This window comes from Sphingomonas sp. GW821-FHT10F11 (assembly GCF_058809095.1).
In genome coordinates this window covers 518,626-534,886 of the sequence record NZ_JBXASH010000002.1, presented here as the reverse complement: position 1 = coordinate 534,886, position 16,261 = coordinate 518,626, and the positions used below count along the sequence as shown (strand labels likewise).

Genomic DNA, 16,261 nt, shown 5'->3' with positions numbered 1-16,261 from the left:
GTTTCAGCATCCATGCGCGATCATAGGCGTCACGCGCGCGGTCGATGGCCGCGCCTGGACCCTGAAACGAGTTCAGGGTGACGCTGGAGCCTTGATGACCGACCCTCTGATCCGCATCGCCGACGCGCTCGAACGCCTGGCGCCGCCGCCCCCGCCGGCAGCCGATCCGCTGGCGCACCCGGCCTATGTCTGGCGCGTCGAGACGCTGATCGCGGCACGCGACTTTGCCGGGCTACCGCTGGACCAGCTCCAGAACATCGATCTCCAGAAGAACGCTTTGGTCGACAATCTCGACCGCCTCTCGAAAGGCGCCGCAGCGCATGACACGCTGTTGTGGGGCGCGCGCGGCACCGGCAAGTCGGCGCTGGTGAAGAGCGCGGTCGCCCACCTCCAGGCCTTGGGCGGCAACCTGGCGCTGATCGAGGTGGTGACGACCCGGCTCGATAGCTTGCCCGCGCTGTTCGCGGCCATCGCGCCGCTGCCGCGGTCCTTCGTGCTGTTCATCGACGATCTCGGCTTCGACGCGGCGGGCGATGCGCGCGCGCTCCGCTCGATGCTTCAGGGCGGCGCCGAGGCGCGGCCCGCCAATGCCCGGCTGATCGTCACCTCGAACCGCCGCCACCTGATCCCGCGCGACATCGCCGAACAGGAAAGCGCGATCAATCCGCGCGATGCGGTCGACGACCAGCTCGCGCTTGCCGACCGGTTCGGGCTCAGCCTCGGCTTCCATGTGATCGACCAGGATTCCTATATCGCGATCGTGAAGGGCTATACCGACGCCTATGGCCTGCCCTTCGATCCGGTCGAGGCGATCGGCTGGGCGACACGGCGCGGCAGCCGTTCGGGCCGGGTCGCCTGGCACTATATTACCGATCTGGCCGGTCGGAACGGAAGACCTCTCAGATAGTCATTGATCTGGCTCATCTTTGTCGTAACGCCGCTTGACTTGGACGCGCGAGCTGGCTGACTTGGCCCATGTCCCGCGTCGGTGCCTTTGATCTATGTGAAAGATTATCGCCGGCGATACCCGTCTGGGTGACACAGCTCGGCGTCACCTTCCTGATCGTGGTCGGGGCGCGGATTCTGCGGCTGATCTTCGACATGGCCGCGGGTGGCGCGGCGCCGTTCGCGCTCATCTACCCGGCGATCATGCTTGCGACCCTGTTCGCCCGCGCCTTTGCCGGCGCGCTGACCGCGACGATCATGATCGTCTATATCTGGTATTTCCTCTACCCGATCGAGCGCTCGTTCAAATTCGTCAACAGCGCGGGCGCTTTCTCCGTCGGCATCGTCATCGTCACCGCGATCATGACCATCGCCATCGCCGAGCTGTTCCGCCGCACCGCGCAGCACGCCACGCAGGATCGCGACCGCGAGATCGCCGATCGCGACCTGTTCCTCGCCGAGTTCGACCATCGGATGAAGAATAATTTCGCGATCGTCGCCGGCCTGCTCGACCTGCAGAAGCGCCGGGCGAGCGAGCCGGCAACGGTGGCAGCGCTGGAAACGGCGCAGATGCGCGTCGACAGCATCGCCCGCGCGCACCGCCACCTATATCGCGGCACCGGCCAGCCAGGCACCGTCGAGATCAGGGACTATCTGACCGATCTCTGCGCCGCGCTCGCCGAATCCCTGTTCCTCCAGGGCGGCATCACCTTGTCCTGCGACAGCGACCAGGCGGCGGTGCCGCGCGATCGCGCCGTCTCGATCGGGCTGGTCGTCAACGAACTCGTCACCAACGCCGCCAAGCACGCCTTTCCCGGGCGCGATCTCGGTACGATCACCGTCACCCTGCGCAACCGGGCCAAGGGCGGCTGGCGCGTGACCATCGCCGACGACGGCGTCGGCATGCCGAAGGACGCCGCTTTGCCCGAAAAGGGCAACGGCCTGGGTGGCCGGCTGGTCGAAGCGTTCGCCCGCCAAGCCGGCGGGACGCTCAGCACCGAGAGCCACGACAGCGGCACGCGGGTGGTGATGCGGCTGGAGGCCTGAAAACGCTCCCTTCCTAAAGCGAATATTTACCCGTCCCCGGCATTCTCTCTATCGGCATCGTCGCGTTTCGCGCGCGCCGGATCGTTCGGGAGTGCGCACCGTGAGTTGGCTGAGCAGGCGGCCCCCCGTCGCCGAATCCGAAGTCGAGCCCCCCGTCGAGACGCCGGAAACGGCCGACCGGTTGCGCCGTATCGTCGCGCGGCAGCAGGCACCGGAAGACGATACCGCCGGCCACCAGACCGCCGACGGCATGATCGCGCTGGCGGAAAACGCCTTCGCCATCCTTGGCATCGCGCTCGACGCGACGAGCGAGCGCATCAGCCAGGCGTTCGACGATCTGTCGTTCGAACCCGGGCAGGATCCAGCGCGGCTCGATGCGGCGCGCGCGCGCCTGCTCTCGGCGCGCGACCGGCTCGGCCAGGAACTTGGCTGGCTTCCCGAATGCTCGACCGAAGCTCAGGCGAAGGCTCGTGCGGCGATCGTCGCAGGCGACATCGTCACGATCGCCGATGGGCGGGATTCGGCGTACGGCCTGGCCCGCTTGAACCTCAGCACGACACTCGCCGCTGCCCGGCCAAGCGACCTCCACGCAACGCTCGCCGTGCTCGGCGACGCGCAGCTATGGAATGCCGACACCACGCTCGACCGGATCGACGAGGCGCGGCTCCGCGCCGGGTTCAAGCCGATCGATCCGGAGCAATGGGACCGGGCGGTCGAGGACCGGCTTGGCGAGATCGCGGCAACGCTCGCGCCCTGCTTCGCGGACTCGCAGGATGGCCGCACTGCGCTGACCAGCGCGATGCTCCGTTCCGCCGCCACCAGCGATGGGCGCGGCACGGTGTTCCTGGAGAAAGTCGCCGCGGCGCATGCGGCCAATATCGACCGCCGGCTCGAGCAGCTCAGCGAACGCATCTCGACCTATGTCGACCGGCTGCGCGAACGGCCTTTCGACCAGGGGATCGCGACCACCCTGCTCTCCTCGCTCGACATGTGGTCGCAGCTCCGCCGCCCGATCCAGATATTGGAGGCGGCGCGCGGGCTCGACGACCCGTCCTCGGCCGCGATCCTCAAACGCATCCGCGAACTCGCGGTCGACCTGGCCAATGACTTCAAGCAGTTCGAGATCGCGCTTCGCCTCGCCCGCGCCCTCGTCACCTGCTTCGCCCAGGTGCCGAACCTGAAGCAGGTCATCGAGAACGAGATGCCGGTGCTGATCTCCAACGCGCTGTTCGAGCGGCTGCGCAGTACCTGTGACATGGTCCGCAAGCATCACCGGGAATTCGCGCGGCACCTGCCGCGCGCCGTGATCGCCCCCGACGCGCCGGGGCTGATCGGCGAACTGATCTACGCGTTCGAGGAATCCTGCAAGTCGACCACCCCGCAGGTCGCCGGACCCTGGTGGGTGCTGCGCGACCTCGGGATCACTCTGAACAACGAATATGGCTATCGCGACACCGCGCTGATCCTGATGGGCTGGATGATCGAGCAGGTCCCGCCCCAGGAAGTGCTGGTGAAGCTGCGCGACGATGTACGTTTCCTCCAGCCGCCGCCCAGGACGCCCCGATGAGCGAGGGCGCGCTGGCCGAGCTTGCGGTCAATTACTGGAAGCTCTGCCTCGCGCTCGAACGCGAGCTCGCTTTCGCGCCCGAGGCCCGGGTGCAGAGCGGAGAGGCGACGCTGCGTTTCGCCCGGCGCAAGCTGGAATCGATCCTCGACCGGCAATCGATGCGCCTCGTCACCTTCGACGGCGAACCCTGGTCGCCCGCCTTGCCCGCCAGCCCGATCAATCCCGAGGACGTCGATGCCGACGCGGTCGTCGACACGACGATCGAGCCGACCATCATGGGACCCTCGTCACCGATCGTCGCCGGGAAAGTCTTGTTGAGGAACGCCTGAATGTATCTCGGAATCGATCTCGGCACTTCAAACTCGGCGATCGTCGGCAATCGCGGCGGCACGCTCGAACTGTTCAAGGCCGTCAGCGGCGAGGACGTGCTCGCCTCGGTGGTGATGCGCGACCGCAATGGCGGCCGCTATGTCGGCAAGCGCGCCTATGACCAGCTACGCATCGCGCCCGAAGGCATCGCCGCGCGCTTCAAGCGCCTGCTCGGCACGAGCACCACCCTGCCCTTCGGCAATGAGGGCGACACGATTACGCCGGAAGAGGCAAGCACCGAAGTGCTGCGCCAGCTGCTCAAGCAGGTTCGCGCCGGCATCGGTGACACGGAGATCCAGGGCGCGGTGGTCACCGTACCCGCAGCCTTCAACCAGATGCAGTCCGAAGCGACGATCCGCGCCGCGCTTGCCGCCGAGCTTGGCCAGGTCGGCCTGCTGCAGGAACCCGTCGCGGCAGCACTAGCCTGTCTCGAACGCCCCGAATCCCGCACCGGCCTGTTCCTGGTCTATGATCTGGGCGGCGGCACCTTCGACGTAGCGCTGGTCCGCGCGATCGACGGCTCGGTCTCGATCGAAGCGCATGAGGGCATCAACATGCTCGGCGGCAGCGACTTCGACCGCATGATCGTCGATTCGGTCGTCCGTCCCTGGCTCAAGGCCGAATTCCAGCTGCCCGAGGATACGCAGGAGCGCCCCGAATTCCGCCGCCTGATCGCGCTCGCCTTGTCCAATGCCGAACAGGCCAAGATTGAGCTGTCGACTTCGAAAGAGGCGATGATCTTCGTGTCGGAGCGCGAGGTGGGGGCAACCGACCTGGCCGGCCGGCCGATCTATATCGAGACAGTGCTCACCCGCGACGCGCTGGAAGAACTGGTCTCCGAAAAGGTCGATCGCTCGATCGAGCTGTGCCGCAAGGTGATCGCCGACAATGGCTATACGCCCGAGGATATCAGCAAGGTCGTGCTGATCGGCGGCCCCTCGCGCATGCCGATCGTCCGCCGCCGCGTGCCGCTTGAACTCGGCATCGAGACCGATCTCGACATCGATCCGATGACCGCGGTCGCGCGCGGTGCCGCGGTCTATGCCGAAAGCCGCCAATGGTCGGACGGCGAGACCGTCAGCAAGAAGAGCCGCGTGCAGCAGGATGCCGGCACCCGCGTCTCCTATGATTTCGAGGCGCGGACCGCGAAGGATCGGGCGCGCATCCGGGTCACCGCCGTCGGCGACGCCGCGGGCCTGCGCGTCACCGCTACCGCCAGCGACGGCCGCGACTATGGCGAGCGGTTGGTTGCCGAAGGGCCGATCTTCACCGTTCAGCTCGGCGCCGGCGAGACGAAGGTGACCATGACGGTCGTCGATGCGGAAGGCGTCCGGATCGAGGATGCCTGTACCGACCTCATCGTCACCCGCATCTCCGCGGTCGCGGCGGGCGCACCCTGCACCAGCACCATCGCCGTGAAGGTCGAGGACGGAGACGGGGTCCGCTCGATCAACATCCTCGAACCGATCGTCCGCAAGGGGGAGATGCTGCCGCAAAAGGGCGTGAAGGCGCTGCGCTCGGCGCGCAAGCTGGCACCCGGCGCGACCGACTGGATCGATATCGAGCTCTACGAACAGGCCGAGGGCGTGCTCGAACCCGAGGCAAACCTGCTGATCGGCTCCTTCCGGCTGAGCGGTGAGGACCTGCCCCCGCATGTCGCGCCGCTGATGCCGGGCGACCAGGTGGTGGTGCACTGGCAGATCGACGACAGCCAGCTGATCCGCTGCTCGGTCGAAATCCCCGAACAGGGCCTGCATCTGCGCGACCACAGCTTTTATGTCGACGATCTGGCGCGGATCGATTTCGGAACCAACGGCCGGGCCTTCGCGACCGACGCGCTGACCGCGGTCGACCGCAGCTTCGACGCGATCTCCGACACGCTGCGCGCGCATTGCCAGCCGGAGATTGCGATGCTGCGCCGACGCCTCGATCAGCAGTTCGACCGGCTCCGCACCGTCGACGAAGCCGATGGCTATCGCTCGATCACCGAAGAAGCGCGGCTGATCCGCCAGGAAATCTCCCGTCTGCGCCACCGCCCCGATCTGCGCGCCGCGGTGCTCGCCAGCGACCTCGCCCAGACCGAGCGCCTCGCCCGCCAGCTCACCGCCTCGATGAGCGAATCGGCCCATGCGCAGGTCCAGCAGCATTATGCGACCGCGCAGCGCGCTCTCGACGACGGCCAGTTCAAGGTCGCCGAGCGCGCGATCGAGGCGATGACCGCGATCCTCCACCGCGTGCTCACCGAACAGCCCGATTTCCTGATCGACCAGTTCACCTATCTGCGCCGCGAACAACGGCACGCGGCGCTCGATGCCGGCCGGTTCGATGCGCTGGTGGTACGCGGCGAAGCGGCCATTGCCGCGCGCAGCTTCTCGGACCTGCGCAACGTCATTGGTGAGATCTATTCGATCCTGTCCAGCACCAGCGGCCGGGCGGGCGATGCAGCGGCGCTGGCGGGGCTCCGGCGCTAGCTCAAGGAATCCCGTTCGCCGCGCTGACGGCCCGGTTATAGGCATCGACAGTAGATTGCATGTCGCTCGCGCTGTGCGACTGCTTCAGCTGACGATATTGCCCGACCATCGATCCGAGCAGATCGACAACGACGCCGTACATCCCGATCCTGCTCTTCTCCACCGGCTCGGCCGCCTTTGTCCTGGCGGCCGCGATGGATTTTTGCTGTTCGGACAGCAGCGCCTCGATCGAGGCAGCCAGCGTATCGGCTTTGCCCAGCACCGCCGGATCGTTCAGATCGGCGGGCTTCTTGAACAGGCCGACCAGATCCTCCGCCTGCTGCATCGCCAGCTTGTTGGTATAACCGAGCGTGTCGCCCCGTTGTTTGAGCGCTGCAAGCTCGCTCTCCACGCGAGCGTGGCGCTGATTCAGCAGCGCGGTGTTGAAATCATCCAGGGCCGCAATGGCGGCATCGAATTCCGCGATCATCTGCGCGTCTTCGCGCTTGCCGCGTTCGAGCCCGTCCTGGCGATAGCTCTTGGCATTGTAATAGGCATAGAGCGGTTCGAGCCGCGCCAGCACCTTCGTCAGCGCATCGTCCAGTTTCGCCGCGGCGGTGTCGAGCGCGCCCAGGCTGCCCGGCAAGGCGCGAGCGGCCTTCAGCTTGCCCTCGGCATTTTCTATCCAGCCCTGGCTGATCGAGATGTCGTCGGCAGGCGACCGGCTCGCGATCTTCGCCTCCTTATAGGCCTGGACGGTCACGGGCAGGCCGTACGTGTCAAGCAGGGCATTATAGGCATCGGTATAAGCGCCGATCTTCGCCGCAGCGGCGGGCGAGCTGTCGGCGGCAACCGCCGTCGCTTCATTGCCGGCCCCACCGGTGGGGCCGCACGCCCCCAGAACGAGCAATCCGGCCAGGGCCAAGCCCCGGCGCACCATCCCTGCCTGCATGCAATCGACCCCTGTTTCGTTCCAGGGGCGTAATGCACGAAACGCATTTTCGATCCGCTCCGGACGGGCGCGAATCCGCCACCTGACGAACCGGTCGACGCTCAGCCCAGCCCCTCAGCCATCTCCGCCAGCTCGAGCCAGCGCATCTCGGCCGTGTCCTTCTCCGCGCGAGCCTTGTCGATCGCCTTCATCAGCCGGTCGAACGCGGCGGGGTCCTTCGCGTAGAGATCGGGGTCGGCCAGCGCAGCCTCGTCGCGCGCGATCGCCTTGTCCAGCTCCTCGATCCGCTTCGGCAGCAATTCGTAATCGCGCTGGTCCTTATAGGTCAGCTTGACCTTGGCCGGCGGCGGCGCGGTCGGTTCCGCCTTGCGCGGATTGGGGCGCTTGCCGCCCGACACGCGCAGCTTGCGGCGCTTTTCCCAATCCTCATAGCCGCCGGCGACGACATCGACCGTGCCCGACCCGTCGAGCCCCAAGGTGATCGTCACCGTGCGGTCGAGGAAGTCGCGGTCATGGCTGACGATCAGGACGGTGCCGTCATAATCGCTGATCACCTCCTGCAGCAGATCGAGCGTCTCAAGGTCGAGATCGTTGGTCGGCTCATCCAGCACGAGCAGGTTGGAGGGACGTGCGAATTCCCGCGCCAGCAACAGCCGTGATCGCTCGCCGCCCGACAGCGTGCCGATCATCGCATCGACCAGCCCGGGCTCGAACAGGAACTCCTTGAGGTAGCCGATGACATGCTTCTTCACGCCCTGGACCTCGATCCAGTCGCCGCCATCTGCCAGCACCTCGCGCACCGTCTTGTCGGGCGCCATCAGGCTGCGCTGCTGGTCGATGACGATCGCGTCGAGCGTCTTGGCAAGCCGGATATGCCCCACGTCGGGCGCAAGCTCGCCGGTCAGCAACTTGAGCAGGGTCGATTTGCCCGCGCCGTTCGCGCCGACGATGCCGATCCGGTCGCCACGCGTAATGCGCAGGGTCAGGTCCTTAATGATCGGACGATCTCCGAAACTCTTGGACACGCCCTTTACGTCGATCACCACCTTGGTGCGCGCGTCATCGGTGCCGATGGTCAGGTTCGCAGTGCCCTGCGGTCCCATCATCGAGGCGCGTTCGGCGCGCATGTCCTTCAGCTTCGCGAGCCGCCCCTGGTTGCGCTTGCGCCGGCCGGTCACGCCGCGCAGCAGCCAATGCTCCTCGATCTTGAGCTTGGCGTCGAGCCGCTCGGCGTTGCGCTGCTCCTCGGCGAAGACGGTCTCCGTCCACGCCTCGAACCCGCCAAAGCCGATCTCGGCGCGCCGCACCGTTCCGCGATCGAGCCACAGAGTCTGCTTCGTGAGCCGGGTGAGGAAGGTGCGGTCATGGCTGATCACGATGAAGGCGCCGCGGAAGCGCGACAGCCAATCCTCGAGCCAGTCGATCGCAACGATATCGAGATGGTTGGTCGGCTCGTCGAGCAGCAGCACGTCGGGGTCCTGCGACAGCGCACGGACGATCGCTGCCCGCCGCCGCTCGCCGCCCGAGGCGCTAGCGGATTCGCGCGTTAGATCGATTCCGAGCTGGTCGGCGATCGCCTCTGCTTCGTGTCGCGCCGGCGCGTCGTCGCCCGACAGCACATAATCGCTGAGCGTGGGGAAGCCGGTGAGATCGGGTTCCTGCTCGAGCAGGATCACGCGCGTACCCGGCACGATCGTCCGACGGCCCTCATCCGCCTCGATCTTGCCCGCGATCAGTTTGAGCAAGGTCGTTTTGCCCGCACCGTTGCGCCCGATCAGCGCAAGCCGGTCGCGCGGTTGCACGTGGATATCGAGGCCGCGAAACAGCCACCCCGATCCCTGGATGATGCCGAGATTTTCATATGCGAGGATTGGGGCTGCCATGCGGGCTCCGTTAGGGCGACGCGCCCGCCCCGGCAAGTTGCCCCAGGAAGTTGCGCTTGCCTGACCGAAGCATTCACAGGCTGTTCAAGCCCGGCTCCCTATGCGAGACGCAATGAAGATGCTCGTACCACTTGCGTTATCCGCCTTCGCTGCGCTTGGCCCGGTTTCCGCCCCTGCGGAACCCATCCAGAAGCGCGACCAGCAGGAAGCGTTCGATCAGCTGCGCAAGGGCCGCATCATGCCGTTGCGCGAGATCGAGGCGCGCGTACTGCCGCGGATGGCCGGCTCGCAATATCTCGGCGTCGAGCTCGATCCGGCAACGAGTATTTACACGCTCAAGTTCGTGCGTAAGGGAACTGTCATCTGGGTGTATGTCGATGCCCGTTCGGGCAAGGTCATCGGCCAGGACGGTAATTGAGCGCCACCAAGGCGCCGTCTGAAGGGATAAACCTATGCGCGTTCTGATCGTCGAGGACGAGCCCAGCCTGGGCCAGCAACTGAAGAACACGCTGGAAGGCGCGGGCTATGCCATCGATCTCGCCACCGACGGTGAGGAAGGCCATTTCCTCGGCTCCACCGAGAATTACGACGCGATCGTGCTCGATCTAGGCCTGCCCGAGATCGACGGGCTGACCGTGCTCGACCGCTGGCGCAAGGAAGGCCGCACCGCGCCCGTCCTGGTGCTCACCGCGCGCGACAGCTGGTCGGACAAGGTCGCCGGCCTCGATGCCGGCGCCGACGATTATGTCGCCAAGCCTTTCCAGTCCGAGGAGCTGATCGCCCGCCTGCGCGCGCTGATCCGCCGCGCCTCGGGCAATGCCTCGTCGGAACTGACCGCGGGCGATGTCCGCCTCGACACCCGCTCGGGCAAGGTCACCCTGGCAGGCGAGCCGGTCAAGCTGACCGCGCAGGAATACAAGCTGCTCAGCTATCTGCTCCACCACAAGGGCAAGGTGGTCAGCCGCACCGAACTGATCGAGCATATCTACGACCAGGATTTCGACCGCGATTCGAACACGATCGAGGTGTTCGTCACCCGCATCCGCAAGAAGTTGGGCCAGGACGTGATCACCACCATCCGGGGGCTAGGCTACAGCCTCGAGGATCCGGATGCGTGATCGAACGCCCGTGACGTCCAGTGGCTGACGGCGAGGCTGTGTCCGCGGCCGCAACCCCGGTCACGCCCGCGAAACCGGTCGAGGAACAGCGTCCGGCCCCGACCGTCTACCCCAAGCAGAAGACCACCGGCTCGCTCAGCCGGCGGATGATCTTCATTGCGGCCGGGTGGATCCTGCTGCTGCTCACCGGCGGCGGCTTCGCGCTCGACCGCGTGCTGGCGGCGGCCGTCACGCGCAATTTCGACGACCAGCTCGAATATGTGCTGACCGCCCTTATCGTCTCGTCGGAGATCGGACCGGACGGCGAGGTGGTGTTCAACCGCGAGCCTGCCGACCAGCGTTTCCTCGAACCCTATTCGGGCCTGTACTGGCAGGTCAGCGCCAAGGGCCGCGAGCCCTTCTCGTCGCGCTCGCTCTGGGACCGGCGGATGACCTTTGGCAGCGACCATAGCGACATGGCCGTCCACGCCTATGACAGCGCGCAGTTCGGCGAAGAGAAGCTGCGCATCCTCGAACGCGACGTGAAGCTGCCGGGGTCGCCGATCCGCTGGCGCTTCCAGGTGGCGCAGAGCCGCGACGGGCTCGACGCGCAGATCAGCGTGCTGCGCCGGACCTTGATCCGCAGCTTCCTGCCGCTTGCACTCGGCCTGATCGTGATGGCCGCGCTCCAGACCTTTTACGGCCTCTGGCCGCTCCGCCGCGTGCGCGAGGAGATCGCGCGGATGCGTGCGGGCAAGTCGCGTCAGGTCGAACGCGCCATGCCCAATGAGGTCGCGCCGTTGGTCGAGGAGCTGAACGCGCTGATCGAACATAACGAGAAGCAGGCCGAGGAGGCGCGCCGCCACGCGGGCAACCTCGCCCATGCGCTCAAGACGCCGCTGACCGTAATCATGAACGCCGCCACCGCCCAGGCCGACGATCTCGGCGAGACGGTGGTGCGCGAGGCGCGGACGATGCGCCGCCAGGTCGACCACCACCTTGCCCGCGCCCGCGCTGTCGGCCGGCGGGGTTCGGCGCACAGCCGCGCGGACGTCTGGCCCAGCCTCGAATCGGTCGAGCGGGCGGTGGGGCGGCTCTACCGCCATGTCCGCATCGACGTGACCGGCCCGAAGGACCTGCAGGTCCATGTCGAGCGCCAGGATCTCGATGAGATGCTCGGCAATCTGATCGAGAATGCCGCGAAATATGGTGGCGGCAGCGTGTTCGTCACCGTCGGCGCACAGGCGGGCTTCGTGGAGTTCCTGATCGAGGATGACGGCGTCGGCATTCCCGACGAGGAACGCATCCGCATCTTCGACCGCGGCGTGCGGCTGGATACGGGCAAGCCGGGGACTGGCCTGGGGCTGGCGATCGTGCGGGACGTGGCGGAGATTTACGAGGGCACGGTGTCGCTCGAGGAAAGCGAGGATCTCGGTGGGCTGATGGTGCGCCTGAGATTGCCGGCGGCCAATTAATTCCTCCCCGAGCGAGTTCGGGAAGGATTAAGCAGCTACCTTCAATTCCCGCATCACCTCGGCGGTGATCGACAGGCTCCGCTTGCGCGCCTCATGATCGTAGATCGAACTCGCGATCATCAGCTCGTCCACGCCAGTCCGCTCCACGAACGCCGCGATCCCGCGCGCCACTGTCCCCGGACTCCCCACCGCCGAACATTGCAGCACATGATCGAGGATCCGCTCGCCCTGCGGCCCGAGCGTCGCGCGATAGCCCGGCACCGGCGGCTTGAGCAGCCCCGGATTGCCTGTGCGCAACGCCACGAACGCCTGTTGCTGCGAACTCGACAGCAATTCCGCCTCTTCATCGCTATCCGCGGCAAACACGTTGAACCCGGCCATCAGATGCGGCCTGGCCAGCACCTTCGAGGGCCGGAAATCGCGCCGATAGATCGCGATCGCCTGGTCCAGCGCGTCCGGCGCGAAATGCGAGGCAAAGGCATAGGGCAACCCCAGCATCGCCGCGAGCTGCGCGCCGAACGTGCTGGACCCCAATATCCACAACGCCACATCGGCGCCCACACCCGGCGTCGCGCGGATGCCGGTCTGGCCGTCATCGGCAAAATAACTCTGCAGCTCGACCACATCGCGCGGGAAACCGTTGGGATCGCTTTCCAGCGTGCGGCGGAGTGCCCGCGCGACGATCTGATCCGATCCCGGCGCGCGACCAAGGCCCAGATCGATCCGCCCCGGAAACAGTGCGTCGAGCGTCCCGAACTGCTCCGCGATCACCAGCGGCGCGTGGTTGGGTAGCATGATGCCCCCCGCCCCGACCCGGATACTCCTGGTCGCCGCCGCGACATGCGCGATCACCACCGCGGTCGCGGCACTGGCAATGCCGGTCATGCCGTGATGCTCGGCCACCCAATAGCGACTGAAACCGAGACTTTCGGCGTGCCGGGCGAGATCGGCGGCATTGGCGAGGGATCGGGAAACGCCGCCGCCTTCAGTGACGGGAACAAGATCGAGCAAGGAATAGGCTGTCATGCTGCGCAAGATGGGGTGCGCGGCGCGCCGGTGGAAGCCCTCCGGTCAGCTACGACCACAAGCAATGCTATCGGCACCGCGCATAATGCTTTTCTGCGCTTCACGGACGCACGGTCAGCGCGGAAAGCAGCAGTTCCGCCGCCCATGTACGATAGTCCGCCGCCGACCATCCCCGCTTCGCGACAAGATCGTCCCAGGTCTCGATCGATGTCACCGTCCAGACAAGGTCGGCCGCGAGCGCTGGATCGAGATCGGGTCGAAGCCGCCCTTCAGCATCGATCCGGGCGACTACGGCACGACACCCTGCCAGCCGGTCGTCCTGCCGATCCTGCCAGGCCTGCTGCGCAGCTGGATCCTGCCGGCGCAGAAGCTCGAAAGCGTCGGCCAGCGGCTTGTAGTCGGGATTCCACCGGGCCTGGCGATCGATGATCGCCAGCAATCCGTCGACTCCGCTGGGCGCGGCGCGAATTTTCACTTGCTCCTGAACGATGCCGCGCTGCCCGTCGACATAGCGCAGCACGGCAATGAACAGGTCTGCCCGGTCGGCAAAGGTCAGATAGAGCCCCTGACGCGAAAGTCCTGCCTCCTTCGCAATCCGACTCATCGTCAGCGGCGTATCGCCCCGCCGGATCAACGCAAGCGTGGCCTGGAGGATGCGCGTTCGCGTCGTCGGCGGAGAACTTGACATGGTGTAAACCTCAGGACAAAGCCAATGCGACTTTACACAGTGTCAAGCGATGGCACGATTGAGAGCCCAGGAGAAGCGCCATGCTGATTCACACTTTCCGAGGGCCCGGACGGGTGTTCGGCTTCACCACCGACCCCGCTGGCGCCAACCTGCCGTCGCGCTACGCCCCATGGACGGCGTTCAAGTCGCTCGACATGCATCGGGACGAACCACATGCCGGGGTCGATGTGAATAGCTGCCTCGACGATATCGACGCGTATGGCTTCCATCTGACCGACGCGCATGAACGCATCACCCAAACGGCTATTCCAGCCTAGAACGCGACCGAATAGCGCAGGGCGGCGCCCGCATCGTCCGGCAGCGCCGCGAAATTGCCCGGGTCCTTCCGCCAGAAGATGTTGGTCTGCAACGCCCCGCCCCAGACCGGCAGGGCATAGCGAGCCTCCATGTCGATCTCCCGGCCGGTCGGCGCGAGGTTGAGCCGCTGGGTCGTCCACTGAGTCACGGCGAGCAGATCGTAGTCATAATAGGTCGGCAGCCTGAGATCGATCCCGCCGCTCGCCACGCGGAGCGGTTGCGCGAGGCGCAGGCCGAAACTGTCCGAGCGGCCGAATAGGCCGTTCTTGCCGATATCGCCGGCAAAGGCGTTGGTGCGGATCATGCCGCGGCCGGCCAGCCCGCCGCGCACATCGGCCAGGGTCCAGCCCTGGCGCAACGACCCGCCCATCGACCAGCCGCTGCCCATGTCCCAGCGCGCCGCCACGTCGAGGAACCAGCTCGTCCCGCGGGTGCCGCCCAAAGCATTGCCGAAACGCGCCCCGAGCACCGTATCATATTCCGCGAGCCGCGTGCCGGTCAGGCCGACATTCAGGCCACCGAACTGGCGATCGACCGCGATCGAGGCGCGATCATAGCCGTAGCGGAAATAGCGGCTCCACAGGGCCGGCATCTGATCGGCATCGCGGGTCAGCACGTCGCCGCTCTCGACCGCCGCGGTCAGGCCAATCATCCCGAATTGCTGGCGGATCGCGCTTGACCCCTTGATGCTGCTGTCGAAGCCCTGCCCCTGCACCGGATCGCGCGCGACCAGGAACGCCGGGTCCGCCCGGCCGGCGAGCCGCGCGGTCAGCGTCGAGCCGCCCTCGGCGAAACCGAAGGCAATGCTCGCGTCGGACCCCAGGCGCTTCATCACGATCCCGGCGATCGCCCGTGGCTGTTCGGCCTGGCCGCCGCTGAGCGCGGTGCGGGAGACGTCAACGCCACCCCGCACCGGCGCGACGGTGAGCGCCACGGTCATGTCGTCGTTCAGCCCCGCGGAAAAATTGCGCTGCCGCGATTGCAGCGCACCGCCCAAGGCGCGCGGCGGACCGCTGCGGTCGATCGTCCGGGCAAGATCGATCGCGAAGGCGCGGCTATAGCCGTCGAGGATCACGGCGCCCAGTTCGCCCTGCCGCGCATCGCCCATCGGTGCCGAGAGCGTCGCATTGACGTTGAACGAGGCGGCCGAATGCGTCCCCGCGACGGAACTCGTGCCGATCGGGGAGAAAGCGCGGGTGAGGTCGAGCACACCCTGACCATACACCGCATCGTCGCCGGCGGCCCCGGCATCGCGTGCCGACTGGTACAGGATATCGACGATCTGCGCACCCGTCAGGTTGGGAAAGGCCTGGGCGAGAAGCGCCACCGCGCCCGCGATCTGCGGCGCGGAAAAGGACGTGCCGGACCAGAGGAACGACGTGCCGGTCTGATCCGGTGCCCGCACCCACTCGCCGACCGCGGCCAGATAATGCGCGATGCTGTTGCCGGCCCGGTTGCTGAAGGCGGAAATGGCGTCCGCACCGACCGCGCGCGAATCATTGGCGCCGACCGATCCGGCGATGATCACCAGCCCATGCGCATCGGGCAGATTGGCGACCTGCGCAAAGGGATCGGGGTTGACGGCGAGATCGGGATGCTCGTCGAAATCATTGCCCGCCGAGATCACGATCACGATTCCCGCGGCGGTGGCGCGGTTGATCGCCTGGATCACGGCATTGTTCGGCGCATCCCCGCCAAGCGAGATGTTGACGACACGCGCGCCGTTGGTCCGTGCCAGGTCGAGGCCCTGGGCAATCGCATTGTCGTTGAACGAGCACCCGCCATCATCCGAGGTATCGGCGCAGCTACCCGGCGTGTCGGCGCGCGCTACGATCAGCGACGCATCGAACGCGATGCCGTGCGTGCCAGCCCCGTTACGCCGCCCCGCAATGGTGAAGGACACCGCGGTGCCGTGCCCGCCCTCGTCATCGACCGTACCGTTGCCGGCGGTCGAGGTGGAGTTGGGGTTGATCCGGTTGCCGAATTCCTCGCTCTGCAGGTCGATGCCGCTGTCGATCACGCCCACTGTGATGCCCGCACCCGTGGCGGCCCGATCATAGGCTGCCAGCGCGTTCGCCGAGACGGCGCCGATCGTCGCGCGATATTCGCCCGTATCGTTGCTGGAGGGAGTCGGTGTGGGCGCCGGGGTCGGTGCGGGAACCGGCGTCGGGGTCGGACCGGGAGTCGGGGTCGGCGTGTTGCCGATACCCCCGCCGCCGCCACCTCCCCCACCGCCGCACGCCGCCGTCGCGAACAGACAGGCAAGGGCGGCCGAGCGCAGGAGCTGCGGCCTGATCACGCACGTCATGCCGGTTCCCACCGTTCAGAAGAGAGCGCGGCTATACTAGTTGTCGTTGCTTTACCGGCGCCTAACGCCATGCCCCCGCACCCGCCTTGCCCCCGGC

Annotated in this window: 14 protein-coding genes; 9 read left to right on the top strand and 5 right to left on the bottom strand. The window is 66.6% G+C overall.

Annotated features, from left to right (window positions below):
• Positions 1 to 94: 94 nt before the first annotated feature.
• From AC1RT8_RS08870 to AC1RT8_RS08850, 5 genes are all read left to right on the top strand, one after another.
• A complete protein-coding gene (locus AC1RT8_RS08870; RefSeq protein WP_493075245.1) occupies positions 95 to 907 on the top strand; it encodes an ATP-binding protein in 813 nt (270 codons plus the stop codon).
• A gap of 128 nt (positions 908 to 1,035) precedes the next feature.
• A complete protein-coding gene (locus AC1RT8_RS08865) occupies positions 1,036 to 1,992 on the top strand; it encodes a sensor histidine kinase (RefSeq protein WP_493075244.1) in 957 nt (318 codons plus the stop codon).
• A 100-nt stretch (positions 1,993 to 2,092) separates the two neighbouring features.
• Positions 2,093 to 3,559, top strand: a complete 1,467-nt coding sequence (locus AC1RT8_RS08860) for a hypothetical protein (RefSeq protein ID WP_493075243.1) — start codon at positions 2,093 to 2,095, stop codon at positions 3,557 to 3,559.
• The gene (locus AC1RT8_RS08855; RefSeq protein ID WP_493075242.1) at positions 3,556 to 3,888 is read left to right on the top strand and encodes a hypothetical protein; all 333 of its coding nucleotides are present in this window, start codon (positions 3,556 to 3,558) and stop codon (positions 3,886 to 3,888) included. Before AC1RT8_RS08860 ends, AC1RT8_RS08855 begins: the two co-directional genes overlap by 4 nt.
• Positions 3,889 to 6,399, top strand: coding sequence for an Hsp70 family protein (locus AC1RT8_RS08850; protein ID WP_493075241.1), 2,511 nt, complete (start codon positions 3,889 to 3,891; stop codon positions 6,397 to 6,399).
• A 1-nt stretch (position 6,400) separates the two neighbouring features.
• Here AC1RT8_RS08850 and AC1RT8_RS08845 read toward each other — a convergent pair whose 3' ends face one another.
• Positions 6,401 to 7,315 carry a DUF3829 domain-containing protein gene (locus tag AC1RT8_RS08845; protein ID WP_493075240.1) on the bottom strand — a complete coding sequence of 305 codons (915 nt, stop codon included), beginning with the start codon at positions 7,313 to 7,315 and terminating at the stop codon, positions 6,401 to 6,403.
• Positions 7,316 to 7,431: 116 nt separating this feature from the next.
• A complete protein-coding gene (locus AC1RT8_RS08840) occupies positions 7,432 to 9,213 on the bottom strand; it encodes an ABC-F family ATP-binding cassette domain-containing protein (RefSeq protein WP_493075239.1) in 1,782 nt (593 codons plus the stop codon).
• Between the two features lie 118 nt (positions 9,214 to 9,331).
• Here AC1RT8_RS08840 and AC1RT8_RS08835 point away from each other — a divergent pair, with 118 nt between their 5' ends.
• From AC1RT8_RS08835 to AC1RT8_RS08825, 3 genes are all read left to right on the top strand, one after another.
• A complete protein-coding gene (locus AC1RT8_RS08835; protein WP_493075238.1) occupies positions 9,332 to 9,631 on the top strand; it encodes a PepSY domain-containing protein in 300 nt (99 codons plus the stop codon).
• A 34-nt stretch (positions 9,632 to 9,665) separates the two neighbouring features.
• On the top strand, positions 9,666 to 10,331 hold the full coding sequence (locus AC1RT8_RS08830) for a response regulator transcription factor (protein ID WP_272625383.1): 666 nt from the start codon (positions 9,666 to 9,668) through the stop codon (positions 10,329 to 10,331).
• A gap of 146 nt (positions 10,332 to 10,477) precedes the next feature.
• The gene (locus tag AC1RT8_RS08825) at positions 10,478 to 11,785 is read left to right on the top strand and encodes a sensor histidine kinase (RefSeq protein ID WP_493075575.1); all 1,308 of its coding nucleotides are present in this window, start codon (positions 10,478 to 10,480) and stop codon (positions 11,783 to 11,785) included.
• Positions 11,786 to 11,812: 27 nt separating this feature from the next.
• Here the strand turns inward: AC1RT8_RS08825 and AC1RT8_RS08820 are convergent, their stop codons facing one another.
• Both AC1RT8_RS08820 and AC1RT8_RS08815 read right to left on the bottom strand, forming a co-directional pair.
• The gene (locus tag AC1RT8_RS08820; protein WP_493075236.1) at positions 11,813 to 12,811 is read right to left on the bottom strand and encodes an LLM class flavin-dependent oxidoreductase; all 999 of its coding nucleotides are present in this window, start codon (positions 12,809 to 12,811) and stop codon (positions 11,813 to 11,815) included.
• 100 nt (positions 12,812 to 12,911) lie between these two features.
• Complete coding sequence (locus tag AC1RT8_RS08815) at positions 12,912 to 13,499, bottom strand: TetR/AcrR family transcriptional regulator (protein ID WP_493075235.1); 588 nt, start codon at positions 13,497 to 13,499, stop codon at positions 12,912 to 12,914.
• Positions 13,500 to 13,579: 80 nt separating this feature from the next.
• Between AC1RT8_RS08815 and AC1RT8_RS08810 the strand changes: the two genes are divergently transcribed.
• Entirely contained in the window at positions 13,580 to 13,816 is a 237-nt protein-coding gene (locus AC1RT8_RS08810; RefSeq protein WP_493075234.1) for a hypothetical protein, read from the top strand.
• Here the strand turns inward: AC1RT8_RS08810 and AC1RT8_RS08805 are convergent.
• Complete coding sequence (locus AC1RT8_RS08805) at positions 13,813 to 16,164, bottom strand: S8 family peptidase (protein WP_493075233.1); 2,352 nt, start codon at positions 16,162 to 16,164, stop codon at positions 13,813 to 13,815. The genes AC1RT8_RS08810 and AC1RT8_RS08805 overlap by 4 nt on opposite strands.
• Between the last annotated feature and the right edge of the window lie 97 nt (positions 16,165 to 16,261).